Raw genomic sequence first — 18,389 nt, 5'->3', positions numbered from 1 at the left:
TCGGCGAGAAAGCCGCCATAATCGCTGCACCCGCTGAGGATCTGCAAATCCTATCCGAGCTGCCGGATCGCCTCGCCGGCCACCATGGCGACGGAAAGCGCGACGTTGATGCTGCGCGCGCCCGGCTGCATCGGGATGATCAGTCGCGCATCCGCCGCTTCGTGGACAGGGTCAGGCACGCCTGCGGATTCGCGGCCGAACAGAAGAATGTCGGCGTCGGCGAAGGCGAAATCCGTATAGGCGGTCGCGGCTCTGGTCGACAGCAGCACCAGCCGCCGCGCTTCGCCCCTGCGCCAGTGCTCGAAGGCTTGCCAGTCGACATGCCGGGTCAGCGCCGCCATTTCGAGATAATCCATGCCGGCCCGTTTCAGCGCCCGGTCGGAGAGCGGGAAGCCGGCCGGTTCGATGATGTCGACGCCGAGACCGAGGCAAGCCGCGAAGCGCAGGATTGTCCCGGTGTTGCCGGCGATATCCGGCTGGTAGAGCGCGATGCGGAGACGGTTGTTCATTTCCGCATCCTTCTAATAAGTGGCAGATCGGCCACAACAGGTTCGCGGTTTTGGAAATTTCTGGACCGGCGGGTGGTCATTTTCTGCGAAGTCGGTTATACGCCGGGCATTGTCAACCCGAACCGATGGAGGGGTAATTCATGATGATCATGCACATCCAGCGCCCCTCATGTGGGCTTACCAGCCTGCCGGCGGTTTCGGTTCGACGATTCTCCTGACCTTTTAGATTTCGATCGCACCGATTCTTAGCCGAAACCCTTTTTCGGTCTTCGAAGGAATCCTGCGATGTTTTTCAAGCTGTCGAAGGGGCTGAACGCCCCGCCTGAGCACGCCGCTGTTCAACCCCCGCCATTCGCTGGCCATTCACCTGCGAACAGGCCGGATTTTCTTCCCTATTTTCACATGGAGGACGGACCGATGTTCGATCCCTGCAAAATTCCCGGTTCAAGAAACCTTCACGAGCGCAGGATGGCGACCTGGGCGCTTTTGGTTGGCGAAACCTACTCGTCGGCGGTTCACGCCGAAACCCGCCGGCGCCCACATCGCGGCATGCTGCCGGACGTCGATTTCTCGCGCGCGGTTCCCGACCGCAGCCGGCCGTCGCTGGTGCGCCGGATCATCAGGCTGATCCGCCCTGCCGCAAAAACCGGCGCGAAACTCCGGGTCGTCGACACAGCGCTGTCAGGATCGTCAAACGAGCCTGTCGGCGAAAAGCCCGCGACATCCTATATTGCGCGAAGCAGGATCGGCGGCCCGGGTGATTCCGGGACGCCGGTCCTTGCTGCCACGCGAACCATGACGCCATGCGCTCCCAGGACGCTACGCACTCCCGCGCGGCGTGAGCGAAAACGAGCATGTGAGTACCAAGACAATGTTCCGCTGGTTTGAAACAAGGCTCGATCCGTTCCCTGCCGAGGAGCCGGTCGAGCCGCCGAAGACGCTGATCGCCTTCTGCGTCCACTATACGCGCGGCGCGTGGCCCTACATCGCAATCGATGCGATGCTGGTGACGGCTATCGCCCTTGCCGAGGTGTGGATGTTCGGCTTCATGGGCCGGATCGTCGACTGGCTGTCGGTGCAGAATCGCGAGACATTCCTGCAGACCGAGGGCTGGAAGCTCGCAGGCATGGCTTTCATCGTGGTTTTCGCGCTGCCGGCGACGGTCTGGTTCCATGCGCTCCTCAACCAGCAGACGCTGATGGGCAACTATCCGATGCGTATCCGCTGGCAGGTGCATCGCTATCTGCTCAAGCAGTCGATGGCCTTCTACCAGGACGAGTTCGCCGGACGCATCGCGACCAAGCTGATGCAGACGGCGCTCGCCGTGCGCGAATGCGTCATCAAGCTCATCGACGTGCTCAATTATGTCGTGGTCTATTTCCTCGGCATGCTGTTGATTGTCGGCTCGGCCGACTGGCGGCTGGCGGCACCGCTTGCCGTCTGGCTTGCCGGCTATGTCTTGCTGCTGCGCTATTTCATCCCGCGATTGGGCAAGGTCGGCGAGGAGCAGGCCAACGCGCGCTCGACCATGACCGGCCGCGTCGTCGACAGCTACTCCAACATCCAGACGGTCAAGCTGTTCTCGCATGCGCGGCGCGAGGCGTCCTTCGCCCGGGAAGGCATGGCCGGCTTTCTCGATACGGTCTACCGGTCGATGCGGCTGGTGACGCAGCTCTACGGCCTGCTCTACGTCCTCAACTCACTGCTGTTGTTTTCGGTCACTGCGATCTCGCTGTGGCTTTGGCTCGGCCAGGTGGTGACGATCGGCGCCGTCGCCCTGGTCATCGGCCTCGTGCTTCGGCTCTGGGGCATGTCGCAATGGATCATGTGGGAGATGTCCACCCTGTTCGAGAATATCGGCACGGTGCAGGACGGCATCAGCTCGATCTCGCTGCCGCGCGTCGTCGAAGACAGGCCTGGCGCCAAGGACATTGTCGTGACCAAGGGCGAGATCCGTTTCGAGGACATCCGCTTCCACTACGGCAAGCAGAAAGGCATGATCGAACGCCTGTCGCTGACGGTGAGGCCGGGCGAAAAGGTCGGCATCGTCGGCCGCTCGGGCGCCGGCAAGTCGACGCTGGTCAACCTTCTATTGCGCTTCTACGACCTTGAAAGCGGCAGGATCCTGATCGACGGCCAGGAAATCGCGGCGGTGACGCAGGATTCGCTGCGCGCCCAGATCGCCATGGTCACGCAGGATACCTCGCTGCTGCATCGCTCGGTGCGCGAGAACATCCTTTATGGCCGACCGGACGCCAGCAACGAGATGCTGGTCGAGGCAGCACGCCGCGCCGAGGCGCTTGATTTCATATCAAAGCTTTCGGACGCCAGTGGCCGCACCGGTTTCGATGCGCATGTCGGCGATCGCGGCGTCAAATTGTCCGGCGGCCAGCGCCAACGCATCGCGATTGCCCGTGTCATGCTGAAGGACGCACCGATCCTCATCCTCGACGAGGCGACGTCTGCGCTGGATTCAGAGGCCGAGGCGGCAATCCAGGAGAACCTTTACAAGCTTATGCAAGGCAAGACCGTCATCGCCATCGCGCACCGGCTCTCGACCATCGCAGCGATGGACCGGCTCGTCGTCATGGACAAGGGCCGCCTCATCGAGGAGGGTTCGCATGAGCAACTCGTCGCCAGCGGCGGGCTCTATGCGCAGCTTTGGCAGCGTCAGTCGGGCGGCTTCCTGCTCGACGAGGGTGCGGCCGCCAACGATGCCATTGTCAAGGGTCAAGCAGCGGAATGATGGGCCGCAGAATGATGGCACCAGAATGATGATTGCCGTCTATCGCTGGTTCGAGAACTGGGTCTATCCGTTCAGGGAGCCCGCGGACCTTCGGCCACCGGTCAGCGTCAGCGGTTTCCTCTGGCACTATGTCGGCCAGGCGAAGGTCGCCTTCTTCGCCATGCTTGTCATCGGCGGCATTGCGCCGCTGGTCGAGGCTGGGCTGTTCTACTTCGTCGGCAGGCTGGTCGACATTCTCGACCAGATCCCGGGCGAGCGCAGCTGGGACGCGCTGTGGACTGCCGCCGGCCCCGAACTTGTCTTCATGGCCGCCGTGGTGCTGGTCATCCGCACCATCGTCGTCGGCCTGGCGGCGCTGGTCGACGAGCAGACTATCACCCCCGGCTTCTACAATCTGGTGCGCTGGCAGGCGCACCGCCATGTCTCGCGCCAGTCCTACAACTTCTTCCAGAACGATTTCGCCGGCCGCATCGCAACAAAAGTCTGGCAGGCCGGGCAGGCGACCGGCGATTTGATGCAAAGCTTCATCGAGGTCGTCTGGTTCATGGTCGTCTATACGGTGACGACGCTGGTGCTGGTCGCCGGCCTCGACTTGCGGCTGGCGGCGCTGGTGGTGATCTGGATCACCGCCTTCGGCTGGCTGGCCAGGCGCTATCTGCCGGCAATCCGCAAGCATGCCGAGCAGACCGCAGAGGCCGGTTCGATGATCACCGGCCGCTTTGTCGATTCCTACTCGAACGTGCAGACGCTGAAGCTGTTCTCCGCCGATGGCGACGACCGATACATCAGGAGCGGCTTCAATATCTATCTCGATGCGCTGCGCCCGTTCACCCGCAGGCTGACCGGCGTGCGCATGGCGCTGACGACGCTGTCGGGGATCATGATCACTGCGATCGCCTGTTTTGCCGTCTATCTCTGGATCGGAGGCTCGATCACCGTCGGCGCCGTCGCCTTCACGCTTTCCCTGGTGCTGCGACTCAACATGCTGCTCGGCCGGCTGATGATGCAGCTCAACAGCATCCTGCGGAATCTCGGCGTGCTGGAAAACTCGAAGGCGCTGATCTCGCAGCCGCTCGGCCTGACCGATACGCCCGACGCCAAGGAGCTTGTCGTGACCGGCGGCCGGATCGAAGTGAACAACGTCGAGTTCCACTACGGCAAGGGATTCGGCGTGCTCAACGGCATCGATCTTGTCGTGCGGCCGGGCGAGAAGGTCGGACTGGTCGGTCCGTCCGGCGCCGGCAAGACGACGCTGGCCAATCTGATCCTGCGCCTCTACGAGCTCGAGGCCGGCAAGATCACCATCGACGGCCAGGACGTCTCGAAGGTGACGCAGAATTCGCTGCGTGCCAACATCGGCGTCGTCAGCCAGGATACCGCGCTTTTCCACCGTTCCTTGCGCGACAACATCAAGCTCGGCATGCCGGAAGCAACCGACGCCGAGGTGATCGCGGCCGCGAGGAAGGCCGAGGCGCACGACTTCATCCTCGACTTGCGCGACAATCGCGGTCGCCAAGGCTATGAGGCCTTTGTCGGCGAGCGCGGCGTGAAATTGTCTGGCGGCCAGCGCCAGCGCGTGGCGATCGCCCGCGTCTTCCTCAAGGACGCGCCGATCCTGATACTCGACGAGGCGACGTCGGCGCTCGATTCCGACATCGAGGCGGCCATCCAGGAAAATCTGGCGCGGCTGATGGAGAACAAGACGGTCATCGCCATCGCGCACCGGCTGTCGACCATCGCCGCGCTCGATCGCCTGGTGGTGCTCGACGGCGGCCGCATCGTCGAGCAAGGCACGCATGACGAGCTGGTCGCGCTAGACGGGCTCTATGCGCGGCTGTGGAAGCGGCAGTCCGGCGGCTTCCTGTTCAACGAGGAGAGCGTGCTGGAGGAAACGCGGCCGGCGGAGTAGGGCCAGATTTCAGCAAAACCGGAGTGAATCATGTCGGTGCGAATGCCATCGAATTTCGGACGGTCGGGGGCGCAGGAGAGCGCGCTCGACCTGCTCGGCCATGAAATCCTCGGCGAAAAGGCGGCGGCGCTCGGCCGCGCCGGCCGGCGCGTGGATGAGACGCTAGCGAGATTGCGAGAGCATGGCGACGATGGCGAACATCGCGCCCAGCTGCTCAAGGACGCGGCCGAGGCCGTCCACGCCTATTTCATCCAGCGCGAATTGTGCGGCTTGCGCAAGCACGACGCGGTGATCCGGGAATACAATATTCCCAAGGCCGTGCTGGCCAGGCTCGGCGCGAAATAGATACCAGTGTTGAAATCTGACGCTTGGTACCGAGGACGAAATACTCGACCCGTTCCAGTCGTCCAGATTCGCTCGCGCTACGGAATAAGTTGACCTAACGCAGTGATTGCCGCCACACAGGCGGGATGTCTGGTTGCACGCCGGAAGCGGACCCCTTGCGGTTAGTTGGGCGCCCCTCCCCAAAAGGCACCATTTCCACTAGGATGTTGCGAGATCGCGGGAGGGTTCCGGCTTGGATCGCGTTCATCGCAGAATGGCTACCATCCTCGCTGCCGACGCAGTTGGCTATAGCCGTCTGACAGGCAGAGACGAGGAAGGGACGCTTGCGACGCTGCGGGCGCATCGTCAGATCATTGACCGGGTAATCGAGCAACATGAGGGGCGGATATTCGGGAGCGCTGGGGACAGCGTCATCGCCGAGTTCGCGAGCCCTGTCGAAGCGGTTCGGTGCGCGACCGAAATCCAATTCGAGGTCGACAAACAAAATGCTGAGCTTTCCGAGGCGAGCCGACTGCGCTTTCGCATCGGCATAAATCTTGGCGATGTCGTCGTAGAGGGCGACAATCTCATGGGCGACGGTGTGAACGTCGCTGCCCGTCTGGAAGCGCTGTCACACCCGGGTGGAATGTGCATTTCGGAAGCGGTCTACGCACAGGCACGTGATCGGCTCTCGCTGGAATTCGTGGATCTTGGCGAGCACAGGGTGAAGAACATCGCTCGGCCTGTACACGCTTACCGCGTGCCGCTCGCCTCGGAGGAGCAGGTCACGTCGCCCTTTCGAGGTCTCAACCCCTTCGAGTTCGAAAACGCTGACCTTTTCTTCGGCCGAACCCGCGCGATTGCCGACTGCATTGAGCGCCTCGAGCAGCAAGCTGCCAATGGCAAGGCATTCCTGCTCATCTATGGTATGAGTGGCTCCGGTAAGTCTTCTCTCCTTCGAGCCGGGCTGCTGCCTTCCATCACTCGACCCGGCGCAGTGGCTGGCATCAATTTTTGGCGCCGCTGTCTGGTCCGCCCGTCGGATGGGTCTGATCCTGTCACATCATTGGCTGCGGGGCTGCTTCGGGAAGATGCACTCCCCGAGCTTGGCTGCGAACCGGCAGCGTTGGCTCGACTCTGTCGGAGTTCGCCTGATCGAGCTTTGGCGCTGGTACGCCAGGCCCACGCCAAAGCTGCGGCCGCAGCAGGTTCAGTCCCTACGCGACTGCGACTGATCGTGGCCATCGACCAGATGGAGGAGTTGTTCACGACGGAGGATGAGCCGGCAGCGCGTGCGGCGTTGCTGCGGTTCCTCGCAGCTCTCGCCGGCAGTGGACTGGTTTGGGTGATTGCGACGATCAGATCTGATTTCTTTCACCGTTGTGGCGAAGTCCCCGGTTTCTCGGAATTGAAGGATGGGCTCGGCAGCTACGAGCTTTTGCCGCCGTCCGGGCCCGAGATCGCCCAGATTATCCGCGAGCCGGCCCGCGCCGCCGGGCTCCGCTTCGAGGAGAGTCCTGATCGCGGGCGGCTCGACGATGTGTTGCGGGGTGCGGCATCTGCTGATCCCAGATCCTTGCCGCTTCTCGAATTTGTGCTCGACGCTCTGTACGAGGCGGGGCGGGAGCAGCGCATTTTGACCTTTGCTGCGTATCAGGCGCTTGGCGGTTTCGAAGGGGCGATCGCGCGCCGCGCCGACGAAGTCGTTGACGCGCTCCCGCCCGACATCCAGGAGGAGCTGCCAGTCGTGTTGCGTGCCCTTACCACGGTGCGCCCGGGTGATGAAGCCGTTGCGGCACGTCCGGCCTTGCGCGCCGAGGTCACGGGCACACCTCAACGATTGGCTCTCGTTGAAGCACTGGTCGCCGCTCGCCTCCTCGTCAGCGACGAGGATGCCGCAGGCCACGTCTTCGTCCGCGTGGCCCATGAAGCCTTGTTGAGCCGGTGGCCGCGCGCTGGCAATATTGTTAATGCAAACAGGAGATTCCTCGAGGCGCGGGCTCGGCTCATGGCCGATGCCCAACGCTGGCACTCGGATAACAGGAACCAGGAACTCCTCCTGCCATCCGGCAAGCGTCTGGCTGAAGGCGAGGAACTGCTGCAGTCGAGACGGGAAGAAGTCGACGATCAGGTCATCGCCTACATCGAGGCTTCTTCGCGTGCCCAGAAAGAGCGGGAGGAGAAGGACCGGCAAGGCGAGCGGGCACTGATTGAGGCCGCTGAAGCTGCAAGACGCGAACGCCTCGAGCGAGAGGCTGAACGTCTGGAGCGCGAGGCTGAACGTCTGGAGCGCGAGGCCGAACGCCGTACTCTCGCAGCCACGGCAGCGGGCCGGCTCGCGCGACGCACGCGCTATGCTGCGATCGTGGCAACCGTATTGGCTCTCATAGCCTGCGCGGGCGCGTTCTTCGGGTTTAAAGGACAACAGGAAGCAACGCGGCAAGCGGAGTTGGCGGAACAGAGCGCGGACAAGGCGAGGTCGGCCGAAAAGGACGCCCTCGCAGCACGAGACCAGGCGCTCCGCAACCAATCTCTTTCGCTCTCGCTTCTCTCAAAGCAAACCGCAGCGAGCGGCGATACGGAGACCGCGATCCTGTTGGCGCTGGAGGCGTTGCCTAAGAGCGGAGCGAAGCCTGCGCGACCACATCTCTTTGAAGCGGAGGCCGCACTTTTCAACGCTCTGCTGGCACACCGCCAGACGATGGTGTTCAAACACGACGCCGAAGTGACGCAGGCCGTCTTCAATCGGACGGGCGATCGCATTGTCACTGCGTCCCACGACAAGACGGCACGCATTTGGGACGTCTCGAAAGGTACCGAGATTGCAGTCTTGAAGGGCCATCGGGGACCTGTGGAGAGAGCCGGATTCAGTCCGGACGGACGCCGGGTCATTACGGCCGCAACGGACGGCACCGCGCGCATCTGGGATGCTGCGTCCGGTGAGCAACGTGCTGTGCTCGAGTCGTCCGGCGCCTATCCTACGGCTGTGTTCGATCCTAACGGCGAGCGGGTGCTGACAGAGGGATTAAACGTTCAGGCGTCACTCTGGGACGCCCGGACGGGAACGAAACTCCTGAGCGTAGGCAGCACCGGAGGTGCATCAGACATTGGAGATGCATTGGCCGACTTTAATCCGGATGGTCGCAGTTTTGCGACTTCACAAGCGCGGAAGGTCTTCGTCTGGAATGCCACGGATGGCACTCTGATCCATGAATGGAATGTAGGCACTTGGGCATCCATGCTGACATTCAGCCCCGACGGAAGCCGGCTGTTGGTAGGCTCGTGGGGCACAATTTCATACAGTAGTTTGCCCGCCCTTTGGGACGTTGGGAACGGGACCGAGATCGCCAGACTGGCCGGCCACAAGAGCGACACCCAACTGCAGGGTGTCATCTTCAGTCACGGTGGCCGCCAGATCGCAACGGTCTCGCTCGATGGCAGCGCACGGATTTGGGACGGCAAGTCGGGAACCTTGCTTGACGTGCTTGGCCAGGAGACCCCGAACTTGAAACTGGCTGACATCGGTTATGACCCCTACAAGGAAATGAACAGCGCGTTCAGCCCCGACGATCGCCTCCTGGTGACCACATCCATCGACGGTCCGATACGCATCTGGGACGTCGGTCGAGCGTCGCTGTTCACAACCATTGCCGGCCATGATGCCTTGATCGAACACGTGGAGTTCAGTCCGGTCGACAGCAACACTCTTCTCACCGCTTCACACGATGGCACCGCTCGCCTATGGGACGTCAACGGGATTCTGACGACGGATCTGCTGCATGAATATCCACCGACCTTTGCGGTCTTCAGTCCCGATAGCGTGCATCTTCTGACTGGAGGCGGGGACGCCAAAGTACACCTTTGGGATGTCACGACCGAACGCGAGATTGCCAAGTTCGACACAGGCGAGATCGTCCACAGTGCGACGTTCAGCCCGGACGGAACTCGGGTCGCAACCGTATCTCTCGCGGGCCGAGTTCTGGTCTGGGATGTTGCGAGTAAACGTCAGCTCGCGACCATCAAATCGCCCATTGGACTGCGTCATATTCAGTTCAGCCCGGCGGGAAGCCTTCTGGCGGCGGGTTCGGGTCGCGGTGCCGCCCTGATGTGGGACGCCGCGAGCGGCGCCAAAGTCGCCACCATCCCTTCAAGCAAGACGTTACCGCAGGTTGTTTTCAACCGGGATGGCGATCTCGTCTTCGCTGCGACCGGCAGCGCGGGACACCTGGTGAAACCGGACGGGACCGAACTGAAGAAACTGGTCGGGCACGAGCGCTCAATAACCGGCGCGGCATTCAGTCCGGATGGCCAACTGGTTGCCACGGCTTCGCTCGACCACACGGCGCGGATCTGGTCGGTCAAAGACGGACGCACCGTCGCGATCCTGAAAGGGCACAGCAACGAGCTGACAACAGTGTCCTTCAGCCAGGACGGCCGGTCCGTGCTGACTGCCTCACGCGACGGCACCGTACGAACCTGGGGCGTCCCGGAAGGAACGGAAAGAACAGTTCTAAGGGGACACAGTGGCGGAGTGAATAGTGCGCAATTCAGTGGCAATGGCCTTTATGTCGTGACGGCTTCATTCCAGGATCGAACGGTCCGTCTTTGGGCAGCTCAATCGGGGCGCCAGATGGCAGTACTTGTCAGTCCGGACGAGGAGAACAAGCGACCAGCACTGACGCGCGCGGCCTTTAATTCGGATGGAACGAGGATAGTGATTGTATCCCATAATGAAGGCGTTCGCGTCATACGGGCTTTTCAGACACACCAAGAACTCATCGATTTCGCGAAGCAAACTGTTCCACGCGAACTGACCGCGTGCGAACGGCGTCGCTTCTTCCTTCCCGTAGAAGGCGACGTTAGCGCTTGTCCAAGCTGATGTCGCCCAACGCCCATGACTGGTATCGTTACCTCAACGGCCACGCCGTAGCCCATCGCCGTTGTCTCAAAGGCGCGCATTGGATCTCATAGCGGTCAATGCTGAGCCGTTCGCAGCCGACTGCAGTGGCGCACATCGTCGGTTGGTGCGTTCGGCTTCAGATTGCTTGATGAGGCTCAGGAAGGTCCGGCCGGGGTGGAGAGCGGAGGTACCAGGAATTGTCATCTGTGGCAGGATTGAGGACCAAAACTGACATTCGATGATGCGTGTAAGCGAAGATCCAAATTTCTGGAATCTTGCGGATCTTCGCTTGGGGTGCCGCCTCAGCTCGTCCAAAACATTCGCGCCTCAGTCGAGGCTGGCCGGCGACGAGAACGGCTGATTGGCGTCGACCACGAAGATGGCCAGCTCGTCGAGATCGGTTGTGCCGGCGCTGAACACCTCCATCGGCGTGTTGGCCCCGTGTCCGGTCATGGTCGTGCCGGCTTCAGCATAGGTCACGCCGTGGGGCGTCCTCTGGCCGAGCTTGCCGGCCAGCACATAGAAGGCCTCCGGTCCCGGATGTGTATGGATCGCCGACTTGGCACCGGGCGCTCCACCGGCGCGGTTGACGCGCAGCAAATACTCGCTCGCGCTGATCGGCGGAAGGGGTCCGATCTCGACGACCTTGGTTCCGCCGGGCGTGGAGCCATCCTTCGGTCCAAGCGTGAACAGCCAGACCTTGCCTGCGACCTCCGCCGCAAGTGAGGTCGGGCCCGCAGCGCTCTGGGCCTGCGCCAGCGTTGGGAAATTTTCCAGCCGCCAAAACAATGGTCCGGGCGGCAGTTCCTTCAGCTTTTTCTCAACCACCGGCTCGACGGCGAATTTGCTGTCTGCGGGCATTGAGGCTGACGTCATCAGCCCGAAAGCACACAGTGAGAACATGAGCAGGCCAATACGGCGGGCGCTGAGGGAATGCGGCTTCATGGTTGGTCCTCCTTTGCATGGTTGTCCCCTCGGCATTAATATTAGTTTCTACTAAGATAACATCTGTGCCGCCTTACGGCACGACCAAATTTCGGGCCACGCCGAGAGCGCCTGCCGCCAAAGAAGTCGGATCGCACGAAGGTCCGTTAATGGCGCCACTTTCTCGTTCCCAATCGACGAGACGAATGGCAGCATTCCACCCAAAGCGGTTGTCTAACCTCGGGTACCAAGCGTCGGATTCTCACCACCAGTTCGACCATGGTCTTTTCCGAAACCGGTTCCGCTATTCGCTGACGCGGACTTTCGGTTCGGGGTCTACTCGAGCCATTCGGTGATGAAGCTGCCGTTTTCGTGGATGTCGGTGGTCTCCAGCGCGCCTGGGCCGAGATTGGTGAATTTGTGCGGCGTGTTCGGCGGCACGATCAGGATCTGGCCGGCCGACGCCTCGATCTGCCGGTCGCCGACGGTGAACAGCCCGGTGCCCGTGCGGATGATGAAAATCTCGCAATAGGGATGCATGTGCAGCCGCGGGCCGCCGCCGATCTCCGGCAGATGGTTGAAGATCAGGCAGCTTCTGGAGCCGTAGGCACCGCACTGCAGTTCGCCCTGCCAATGGTCGGGCGAGCGGTCGGGCGTCCTGGCCCATTTGTCGCGGTCGATGACATGCGCCATGAGCCGAGGATAGACCGAGGCTGGGTCTCCTGTCGAGACAACGCACGCGCTGCTTCGCGGGTTGATTTCGCTCGTTTTCGCCGTGTTCGACATGTGCCCGTCGCCACGCCGTCCGCCGTCGAATTGCGTCCCCGCGACAATCTGCCCTTGTGCCTTCACCCGTCTGGACAAAAACGGGCTTCACGCATAAACCGAAGGCCAATTGCCGGAGGAATTCGCTAGCCTGTTCGCCATGCGCTGTCGGGTTGGCGTGAAAGAGCGGGGAACAAGCCTCGGCCACCGGCACGGAAGAGGCGAAAGGATCAGGCACCCGTGAGCGCAACCGACATCCAGGATCCCAACCGTCGTGATTTTCTCTACGTCGCCACGGGCATGGCCGCGGTGGTCGGCGCGGGTGCCGTCGCCTGGCCGTTCATCGACCAGATGCGCCCGGATGCCTCGACGCTGGCGCTGGCCTCGGTAGAGGTCGACGTCTCCTCGCTGACGCCGGGAACGTCGCTTGTCGTGAAATGGCGCGGCAAGCCGGTGGTGGTGCGCAATCGCACCGAACAAGAGATGAAGGACGGCGAGGCGGTCAATCTGGCCGAGCTCAAGGATCCGCTCGCTCGCAACGCCAATCTGCCGGCCGATGCGCCGGCGACGGACGCCAACCGCACCATGCCGGGCAAGGAGGCCTGGATGGTGATGGTCCAGGTCTGCACCCATCTCGGCTGCATTCCGCTCGGCCAGGAAGGCGAGTTCGGCGGCTGGTTCTGCCCGTGCCACGGTTCGACATACGACACCGCCGGCCGCGTCCGCGGCGGGCCGGCGCCGGAGAACATGTCGGTGCCGGTATTCCAGTTCATTTCCGACACCAAGATCCGTATCGGCTGAGGCGAGGGACATTTCGATGAGCGAGGGACACTCGACCTATACGCCCAAGACCGGTATCGGACGCTGGGTCGACGCCCGCATGCCGCTGCCGCGGCTGGTCTATGACAGCTTCGTCGCCTATCCGGTGCCGCGCAACCTCAATTATGCGTGGACCTTCGGCGGCATCCTGGCGCTTATGCTGGCGGCGCAGATGCTGACCGGCATCGTGCTGGCCATGCACTACGCGGCGGACAGCAGTCTCGCCTTCGATTCGGTCGAGAAGATCATGCGCGACGTGAATTCGGGCTGGCTGTTGCGCTATCTGCATTCGAACGGCGCGTCGTTCTTCTTCGTCGCCGTCTACATCCACATCTTCCGCGGCCTCTATTACGGCTCCTACAAAGCGCCGCGCGAGCTTCTGTGGATCCTCGGCTGCATCATCTATCTCCTGATGATGGCGACAGGCTTCATGGGCTATGTGCTGCCCTGGGGACAGATGTCGTTCTGGGGCGCGACCGTCATCACCGGCTTCTTCACCGCCATTCCGCTGGTCGGCGAATGGATCCAGCAGCTTCTGCTCGGCGGCTTCGCTGTCGACAACCCGACGCTGAACCGTTTCTTTTCACTGCACTACCTGCTGCCGTTCATGATCGCCGGCGTCGTCGTGCTGCACATATGGGCGCTGCATGTGGTCGGGCAGTCGAACCCGACCGGCATCGAGGTCAAATCGAAGACCGATACCGTCGCCTTCACCCCTTACGCGACCATCAAGGACGCGTTCGGGATGCTGGTGTTCCTGTTCATCTTCGCCTATTTCGTCTTCTACCTGCCGAACTTTCTCGGCCATCCGGACAACTACGTCGTCGCCGACCCGCTGAAGACGCCGGCCCACATCGTGCCGGAATGGTACTTCCTGCCGTTCTACGCGATCCTGCGCGCCATCACCTTCAATATCGGGCCGATCAACTCCAAGCTCGGTGGCGTGCTCGCGATGTTCGGCTCCATCGCCATGCTGTTCCTGGTGCCGTGGCTCGACACCTCGAAAGTGCGCTCGGCGGTCTACCGGCCCTGGTACAAGCTGTTCTTCTGGCTGTTCGTGATCGATGCCGTCCTGCTTGGCTGGCTGGGCTCGCAGCCGGCCGAGGGCAGCTACGTCTTCATGGCGCAGATGGCGACATTGTTCTACTTCGCCTTCTTCCTGGTCGTGCTGCCGGTGCTGGGCCTGGTCGAGAAGCCGCGCCGATTGCCGAACTCGATCACCGAGGCAGTTCTCGAGAAGAACAAGGGTGGCGGTGGCGGGCATCCGGCTCGCGCGACAGCCGCGCCGGAAACCAAGGGCTGAGCATGACCCCGAAAAGTGGAGACCGGTTTTCGGACAAGATCATGCTCGAGACGACGACAGCGCGCCAGAGAATCTCAAGGGGATTTGGTATGAAGACGATTCTCACCTCGCTGGCGCTGCTCGGCCTTGTGCTGGCAGGCACCGCGGCCGCGACCACCGGGGCGATCGCCCAGGAGGAGGCGCACAGCGAAGCCGCGCCGACGCATTTCCCGATACACCAGCCGAAGGAGATGGACTGGAGCTTCGCCGGGCCTTTCGGCACCTACGACAAGGCGCAGTTGCAGCGCGGGCTGAAGGTCTTCAAGGAAGTCTGCGCCACCTGCCATTCGATGAAATTGGTGGCGTTTCGCACGCTGGAAGATCTTGGCTATTCGGAAGCGCAGGTCAAGGCGCTGGCCGCCGAGTACACGATCAACGATGGTCCCAACGATGCCGGCGACATGTTCGAACGTCCCGGCATACCGTCCGACCATTTCCCGGCGCCGTTTCCCAACGACCAGGCAGCAGCGGCCGCCAATGGCGGGGCTGCGCCGCCCGATATGTCGCTGCTGGCCAAGGCGCGCGGCGTCACGCGCGGTTTTCCGCAATTCGTCTTCGACATCTTCACGCAATACGCCCAGGGCGGTCCCGACTACATCCACTCGCTGCTGACCGGCTATGACGAGCAGCCGCCGGCGGGCATGGAGATACCGGAAGGCACCCACTACAATCCGTACTTCATAGCCGGCGTCTCGCTGAAGATGCCCAACCCGCTTTCCGACGATCAGGTGACCTATGACGACGGCTCGCCGCAGACGGTCGACCAGTATTCCCGCGACGTGTCGGCCTTCCTGATGTGGGCAGCCGAGCCGCATCTGGAAGCCCGCAAGAAGACCGGCTTTCGCGTGCTGGTCTTCCTGTTGCTGTTCGGCGCGCTGGTCTATCTGACCAAGCGCAAGGTGTGGGCCGGCGTGGCGCACTGAGCTACGGAAAACCACGGGATCAAAAGGGCGCCGAAGGGCGCCCTTTTTGCATGTTCTGAGGACTGCCTCCGAAGACCGCCTCCGAAGGCCGCCGGCTCCGGTCCTTTGCCGGACAATTTTCTTTCCAGGCGCCACATCGCGGTAGCCGTCGGCGGCCGCGCCGGGTTACGATCGGCCGAAATTCCCCCTCACGTCTTCAAGTCGGACGAACGCCCGGAGAGCCGCCCCATGAAACCTTCGCTCGAAGACACGCTGCTTGCCGCGATCCGCACCATTCCGGACTATCCGAAGCCGGGCATCCTGTTTCGCGACATCACCACACTGCTAAGCAATGCGCGCGCCTTCCGCCGCGCCATCGACGAGCTGGTGCATCCCTATGCCGGCCAGAAGGTCGACAAGATCGCCGGCATCGAGGCGCGTGGTTTCATCCTTGGCGGCGCCGTCGCCCACCAGCTCTCGGCCGGCTTCGTGCCGATCCGCAAGAAGGGCAAGCTGCCTTACGAGACGGTGCGCGTCGCCTACAGCCTCGAATACGGGCTGGACGAGATGGAGATGCACAGGGATGGCGTGTCTCCGGGTGAGAAGGTGATCCTCGTCGACGATTTGATCGCCACCGGCGGCACGGCAGAGGCAGCGGTCAAGCTTCTGCGGCAGATCGGCGCCGACATCCTCGCCGCCTGCTTCGTCATCGACCTGCCGGACCTCGGCGGCCGCGACAAGCTCGAGGCGCTCGGCGTGCCGGTCAGGACGCTGATCGGGTTCGAAGGGCATTGAGAGGACGCGGCTCTGCCTTCTCCCCTTGTGGGAGAAGGTGGCCTCGCGAAGCGAGGTCGGATGAGGGGTGCTGCATGGAGTGCCGCAGTGCCAAGCTGGAGCACCCCTCATCCGTCTCGGCGCTACGCGCCGATCCACCTTCTCCCACAAGGGGAGAAGGAAGAAACTATTCCACTTTCACCAGCACGGCGCTTTCGAACTCGATGACCTTGTCGCCGGTCGAATCGAAAGCTTCCGAGCGCAGTGTCAGCACTCGCCAGCCCGGCCGCGATGCGATGGGGCGGTGGGCAAGCGCGGTGCGGGTGAAGGTCACGGTTTCTCCGGCATAGACGGGTTTTAGCCATTTGAGGTTCTTGAAGCCGGGCGAGGGGCCGAATTCGGGGGCGGGCCCAGCGCCGGCCCAGCGGACGCCCTCGGCTTCCACGCCGGTCTCGAGGTTCAACTTCATCCAGGTTGCAGCTGTGTGCCAGCCGGAAGCGCACAGGCCGCCGAACACGCTGTTCTTCGCCGCCTCTTCGTCGAGATGGAATATCTGCGGATCGTATTTCCTGGCGAACGCCTTGATCGCCTCGGGCTCGAATCTGTGCGAGCCGAGGGTGACGGTGACGCCGATGCAGAAGAACTCGTCCAATGTCATGAGCGGCCCTGTGCGGCATCACGGGCGAGGAACATGACCGTGTTCTCGAGTTCGAAGACGCCTTCGCCACGCTGGTTGAAAAGCTCGCTGCGCAAAGTGACGAGACCGAGCTGCGGCTTGGACCTGGACAGACGCTTGGCAAGGACGGTGGTGCTGCCGCTCAAGATGTCGCCGGCCAGCACCGGCCGCTTCCACCGGACCTGGTCGACACCAGGCGCGCCCTGCGAGGTCGAGTCCAGCAGGAAAGCGTCGCACAGCATGCGCATGAACATCGCGCAGGTGTGCCAGCCGGAGGCCGCCAGCCCGCCAAGGATGCTGGCCCTGCCCGCCGCCTCGTCGAGATGCATTGGCTGCGCATCGAACTCTTGCGCGAATTCGACGATCTCGGCCGCACTCACCAGCTTCGTGCCGAGGTCGAGCGATGCGCCCTCGACGAAATCCTCATAGGCCCAGGTCTTTTCATGGGCCCCAGTCTTTTCATGGGCCGAGGTCTTTGCGTTCTTTCCGGTCATGGTCTGGAATCCGGTTCAAGATTGTACGATCGCCACGGATCGGGTTTCCCGGATGCAGGCGGGGCGGTCAAGTCATTTCTGGTGCGCCAGGCCATCACGCTCAACGGGAATGGAAGCTCCGAGCCTCTACAACCAGCCGCGGCGGCGGAAATACCAGAAGGGCAGGATCGCCGAGAGGATCATCAAGCCGATGGCGAAAGGATAGCCGAAGCTCCAGGTCAGTTCGGGCATGACATTGAAATTCATGCCGTAGATCGAAGCGACCAGCGTCGGCGGCAGGAAGATGACCGCGGCGACGGAGAAGATCTTGATGATGGCGTTCTGCTCGATCGAGATCATGCCGAGCGTCGCGTCGAGCAGGAAGTTGATCTTCTGCGACAGGAAGGTGGCGTGGTCGGCGAGCGACAGCACATCGCGCGACAAGGTCTTGATGCGCGCGCGGATGTCCTTGCTCATCTTGGTCTGGGTCGAGGCGTGGGTGAGGAAGCCGGCGAGCCGCTGCAGCGAGATCAGGCTGTCGCGGATCGAGGAGGCGATGTCCTCCTTGCGGCCGATGGCTTTCAGCAATTCCTGAAAATCGCGATTGCGCTTCGACGCCTTGGTCGAACTTGGCTGGAAGATGTCGCGCGAGATCGTCTCGATGTCGCGGCCGGCGCGCTCCAGAATGTCGGCGAGGCGGTCGACGATCGCCTCCAGCAGGCCGATCAGGATGGTGTCGCCGCTGGTGCAGCCGGTCGCCACCTTCTCGGCACGCTGCGGAAACGTCTTGAAGGCCTTCGGTTCGTGGTAGCGCACCGTGATCAGCCTGTTGCCGGCCAGCACGAAGGTGACTGGCGACATCAGGGGATCGTCGGCCTCGGTCTGGGCCGGCAGAATGGCGGTCATGAAATAGGCGCCGTCCTCGACATAGAGGCGGCTCGAAATCTCGATCTCCTCCATCTCCTCGCGCGTCGGAATGGCAACGCCGAGCCAGGCCTCGATGGCCGCTTCCTCTTCCTTTGTCGGGCTCACAAGGTCGGCCCAGACGACCTGGTCGCTGTTTGCCAGGAGATCGTCGGCAAGGCGCAGGCGATCATTGTCCACGACGAATGCCTTGATCATCGCCGGGTCTCCCTTGCTGAGGCCAAAAGGATAGGTTGGAGCGGGCGCGTCGTTTCGGATTGCACGCGCTTTCGACGAAAGCAGGGCCGGTGCAGACGCCCCTTAGACCGGGCGTTGCGGGCAGTCAAGCCGGGTGGAAAGGCCCGTGCAGTCTCTTCCTTCTCCCCTTGTTGTGGGAGAAGGTGGCCTCGCGAATCGAGGTCG

At 62.5% G+C, this 18,389-nt stretch carries 14 protein-coding genes; 8 read left to right on the top strand and 6 right to left on the bottom strand.

Annotation, left to right across the window (positions count from 1 at the left end; all coding sequences use genetic code 11):
* Positions 1–50 precede the first annotated feature (50 nt).
* Positions 51–509, bottom strand: coding sequence for a tRNA (cytidine(34)-2'-O)-methyltransferase (locus BLT09_RS26045; protein WP_091598453.1), 459 nt, complete (start codon positions 507–509; stop codon positions 51–53).
* Positions 510–1,380: 871 nt separating this feature from the next.
* Between BLT09_RS26045 and BLT09_RS26035 the strand changes: the two genes are divergently transcribed.
* The 4 genes from BLT09_RS26035 to BLT09_RS26020 all read left to right on the top strand — a co-directional run bounded on the left by BLT09_RS26035 (position 1,381) and on the right by BLT09_RS26020 (position 10,367).
* Positions 1,381–3,255 carry an ABC transporter ATP-binding protein gene (locus BLT09_RS26035; protein WP_091598450.1) on the top strand — a complete coding sequence of 625 codons (1,875 nt, stop codon included), beginning with the start codon at positions 1,381–1,383 and terminating at the stop codon, positions 3,253–3,255.
* Positions 3,256–3,280: 25 nt separating this feature from the next.
* Positions 3,281–5,164 (top strand): ABC transporter ATP-binding protein, encoded by a 1,884-nt coding sequence (locus BLT09_RS26030; RefSeq protein WP_091598447.1) that lies wholly within the window; start codon positions 3,281–3,283, stop codon positions 5,162–5,164.
* A 30-nt stretch (positions 5,165–5,194) separates the two neighbouring features.
* Complete coding sequence (locus tag BLT09_RS26025; protein WP_091598444.1) at positions 5,195–5,509, top strand: DUF6665 family protein; 315 nt, start codon at positions 5,195–5,197, stop codon at positions 5,507–5,509.
* Positions 5,510–5,762: 253 nt separating this feature from the next.
* Positions 5,763–10,367 carry an nSTAND1 domain-containing NTPase gene (locus BLT09_RS26020; protein WP_167366539.1) on the top strand — a complete coding sequence of 1,535 codons (4,605 nt, stop codon included), beginning with the start codon at positions 5,763–5,765 and terminating at the stop codon, positions 10,365–10,367.
* Positions 10,368–10,715: 348 nt separating this feature from the next.
* Here the strand turns inward: BLT09_RS26020 and BLT09_RS26015 are convergent, their stop codons facing one another.
* Together BLT09_RS26015 and BLT09_RS26010 are read right to left on the bottom strand one after the other, a co-directional pair.
* Positions 10,716–11,333 carry a cupin domain-containing protein gene (locus BLT09_RS26015; RefSeq protein ID WP_091598438.1) on the bottom strand — a complete coding sequence of 206 codons (618 nt, stop codon included), beginning with the start codon at positions 11,331–11,333 and terminating at the stop codon, positions 10,716–10,718.
* A gap of 315 nt (positions 11,334–11,648) precedes the next feature.
* A complete protein-coding gene (locus tag BLT09_RS26010) occupies positions 11,649–12,005 on the bottom strand; it encodes a cupin domain-containing protein (protein WP_091598531.1) in 357 nt (118 codons plus the stop codon).
* Between the two features lie 312 nt (positions 12,006–12,317).
* On the opposite strand from BLT09_RS26010, the gene petA reads away from it, so the two are divergent.
* From petA to BLT09_RS25990, 4 genes are all read left to right on the top strand, one after another.
* Complete coding sequence (gene petA, locus BLT09_RS26005; protein ID WP_027151039.1) at positions 12,318–12,878, top strand: ubiquinol-cytochrome c reductase iron-sulfur subunit; 561 nt, start codon at positions 12,318–12,320, stop codon at positions 12,876–12,878.
* 16 nt (positions 12,879–12,894) lie between these two features.
* Positions 12,895–14,199: a cytochrome b gene (locus tag BLT09_RS26000; protein WP_091598435.1), complete on the top strand. Its 1,305-nt coding sequence runs from the start codon at positions 12,895–12,897 to the stop codon at positions 14,197–14,199.
* 89 nt (positions 14,200–14,288) lie between these two features.
* Complete coding sequence (locus BLT09_RS25995) at positions 14,289–15,161, top strand: cytochrome c1 (RefSeq protein ID WP_091598432.1); 873 nt, start codon at positions 14,289–14,291, stop codon at positions 15,159–15,161.
* 228 nt (positions 15,162–15,389) lie between these two features.
* The gene (locus BLT09_RS25990) at positions 15,390–15,935 is read left to right on the top strand and encodes an adenine phosphoribosyltransferase (protein WP_091598429.1); all 546 of its coding nucleotides are present in this window, start codon (positions 15,390–15,392) and stop codon (positions 15,933–15,935) included.
* Positions 15,936–16,101: 166 nt separating this feature from the next.
* Here the strand turns inward: BLT09_RS25990 and BLT09_RS25985 are convergent, their stop codons facing one another.
* The 3 genes from BLT09_RS25985 to corA form a co-directional block, all read right to left on the bottom strand.
* The gene (locus BLT09_RS25985) at positions 16,102–16,572 is read right to left on the bottom strand and encodes a MaoC family dehydratase (protein WP_091598427.1); all 471 of its coding nucleotides are present in this window, start codon (positions 16,570–16,572) and stop codon (positions 16,102–16,104) included.
* A complete protein-coding gene (locus BLT09_RS25980) occupies positions 16,569–17,084 on the bottom strand; it encodes a MaoC family dehydratase (protein ID WP_091598423.1) in 516 nt (171 codons plus the stop codon). Before BLT09_RS25980 ends, BLT09_RS25985 begins: the two co-directional genes overlap by 4 nt.
* A 126-nt stretch (positions 17,085–17,210) precedes the next feature.
* Positions 17,211–18,185, bottom strand: a complete 975-nt coding sequence (corA, locus tag BLT09_RS25975; protein ID WP_091598420.1) for a magnesium/cobalt transporter CorA — start codon at positions 18,183–18,185, stop codon at positions 17,211–17,213.
* Positions 18,186–18,389 lie beyond the last annotated feature (204 nt).

Origin of the sequence: Mesorhizobium muleiense, assembly GCF_900099905.1 — a bacterium.
Taxonomy (GTDB): domain Bacteria; phylum Pseudomonadota; class Alphaproteobacteria; order Rhizobiales; family Rhizobiaceae; genus Mesorhizobium; species Mesorhizobium muleiense.
This window is presented reverse-complemented; position numbering and strand designations above follow the sequence as displayed.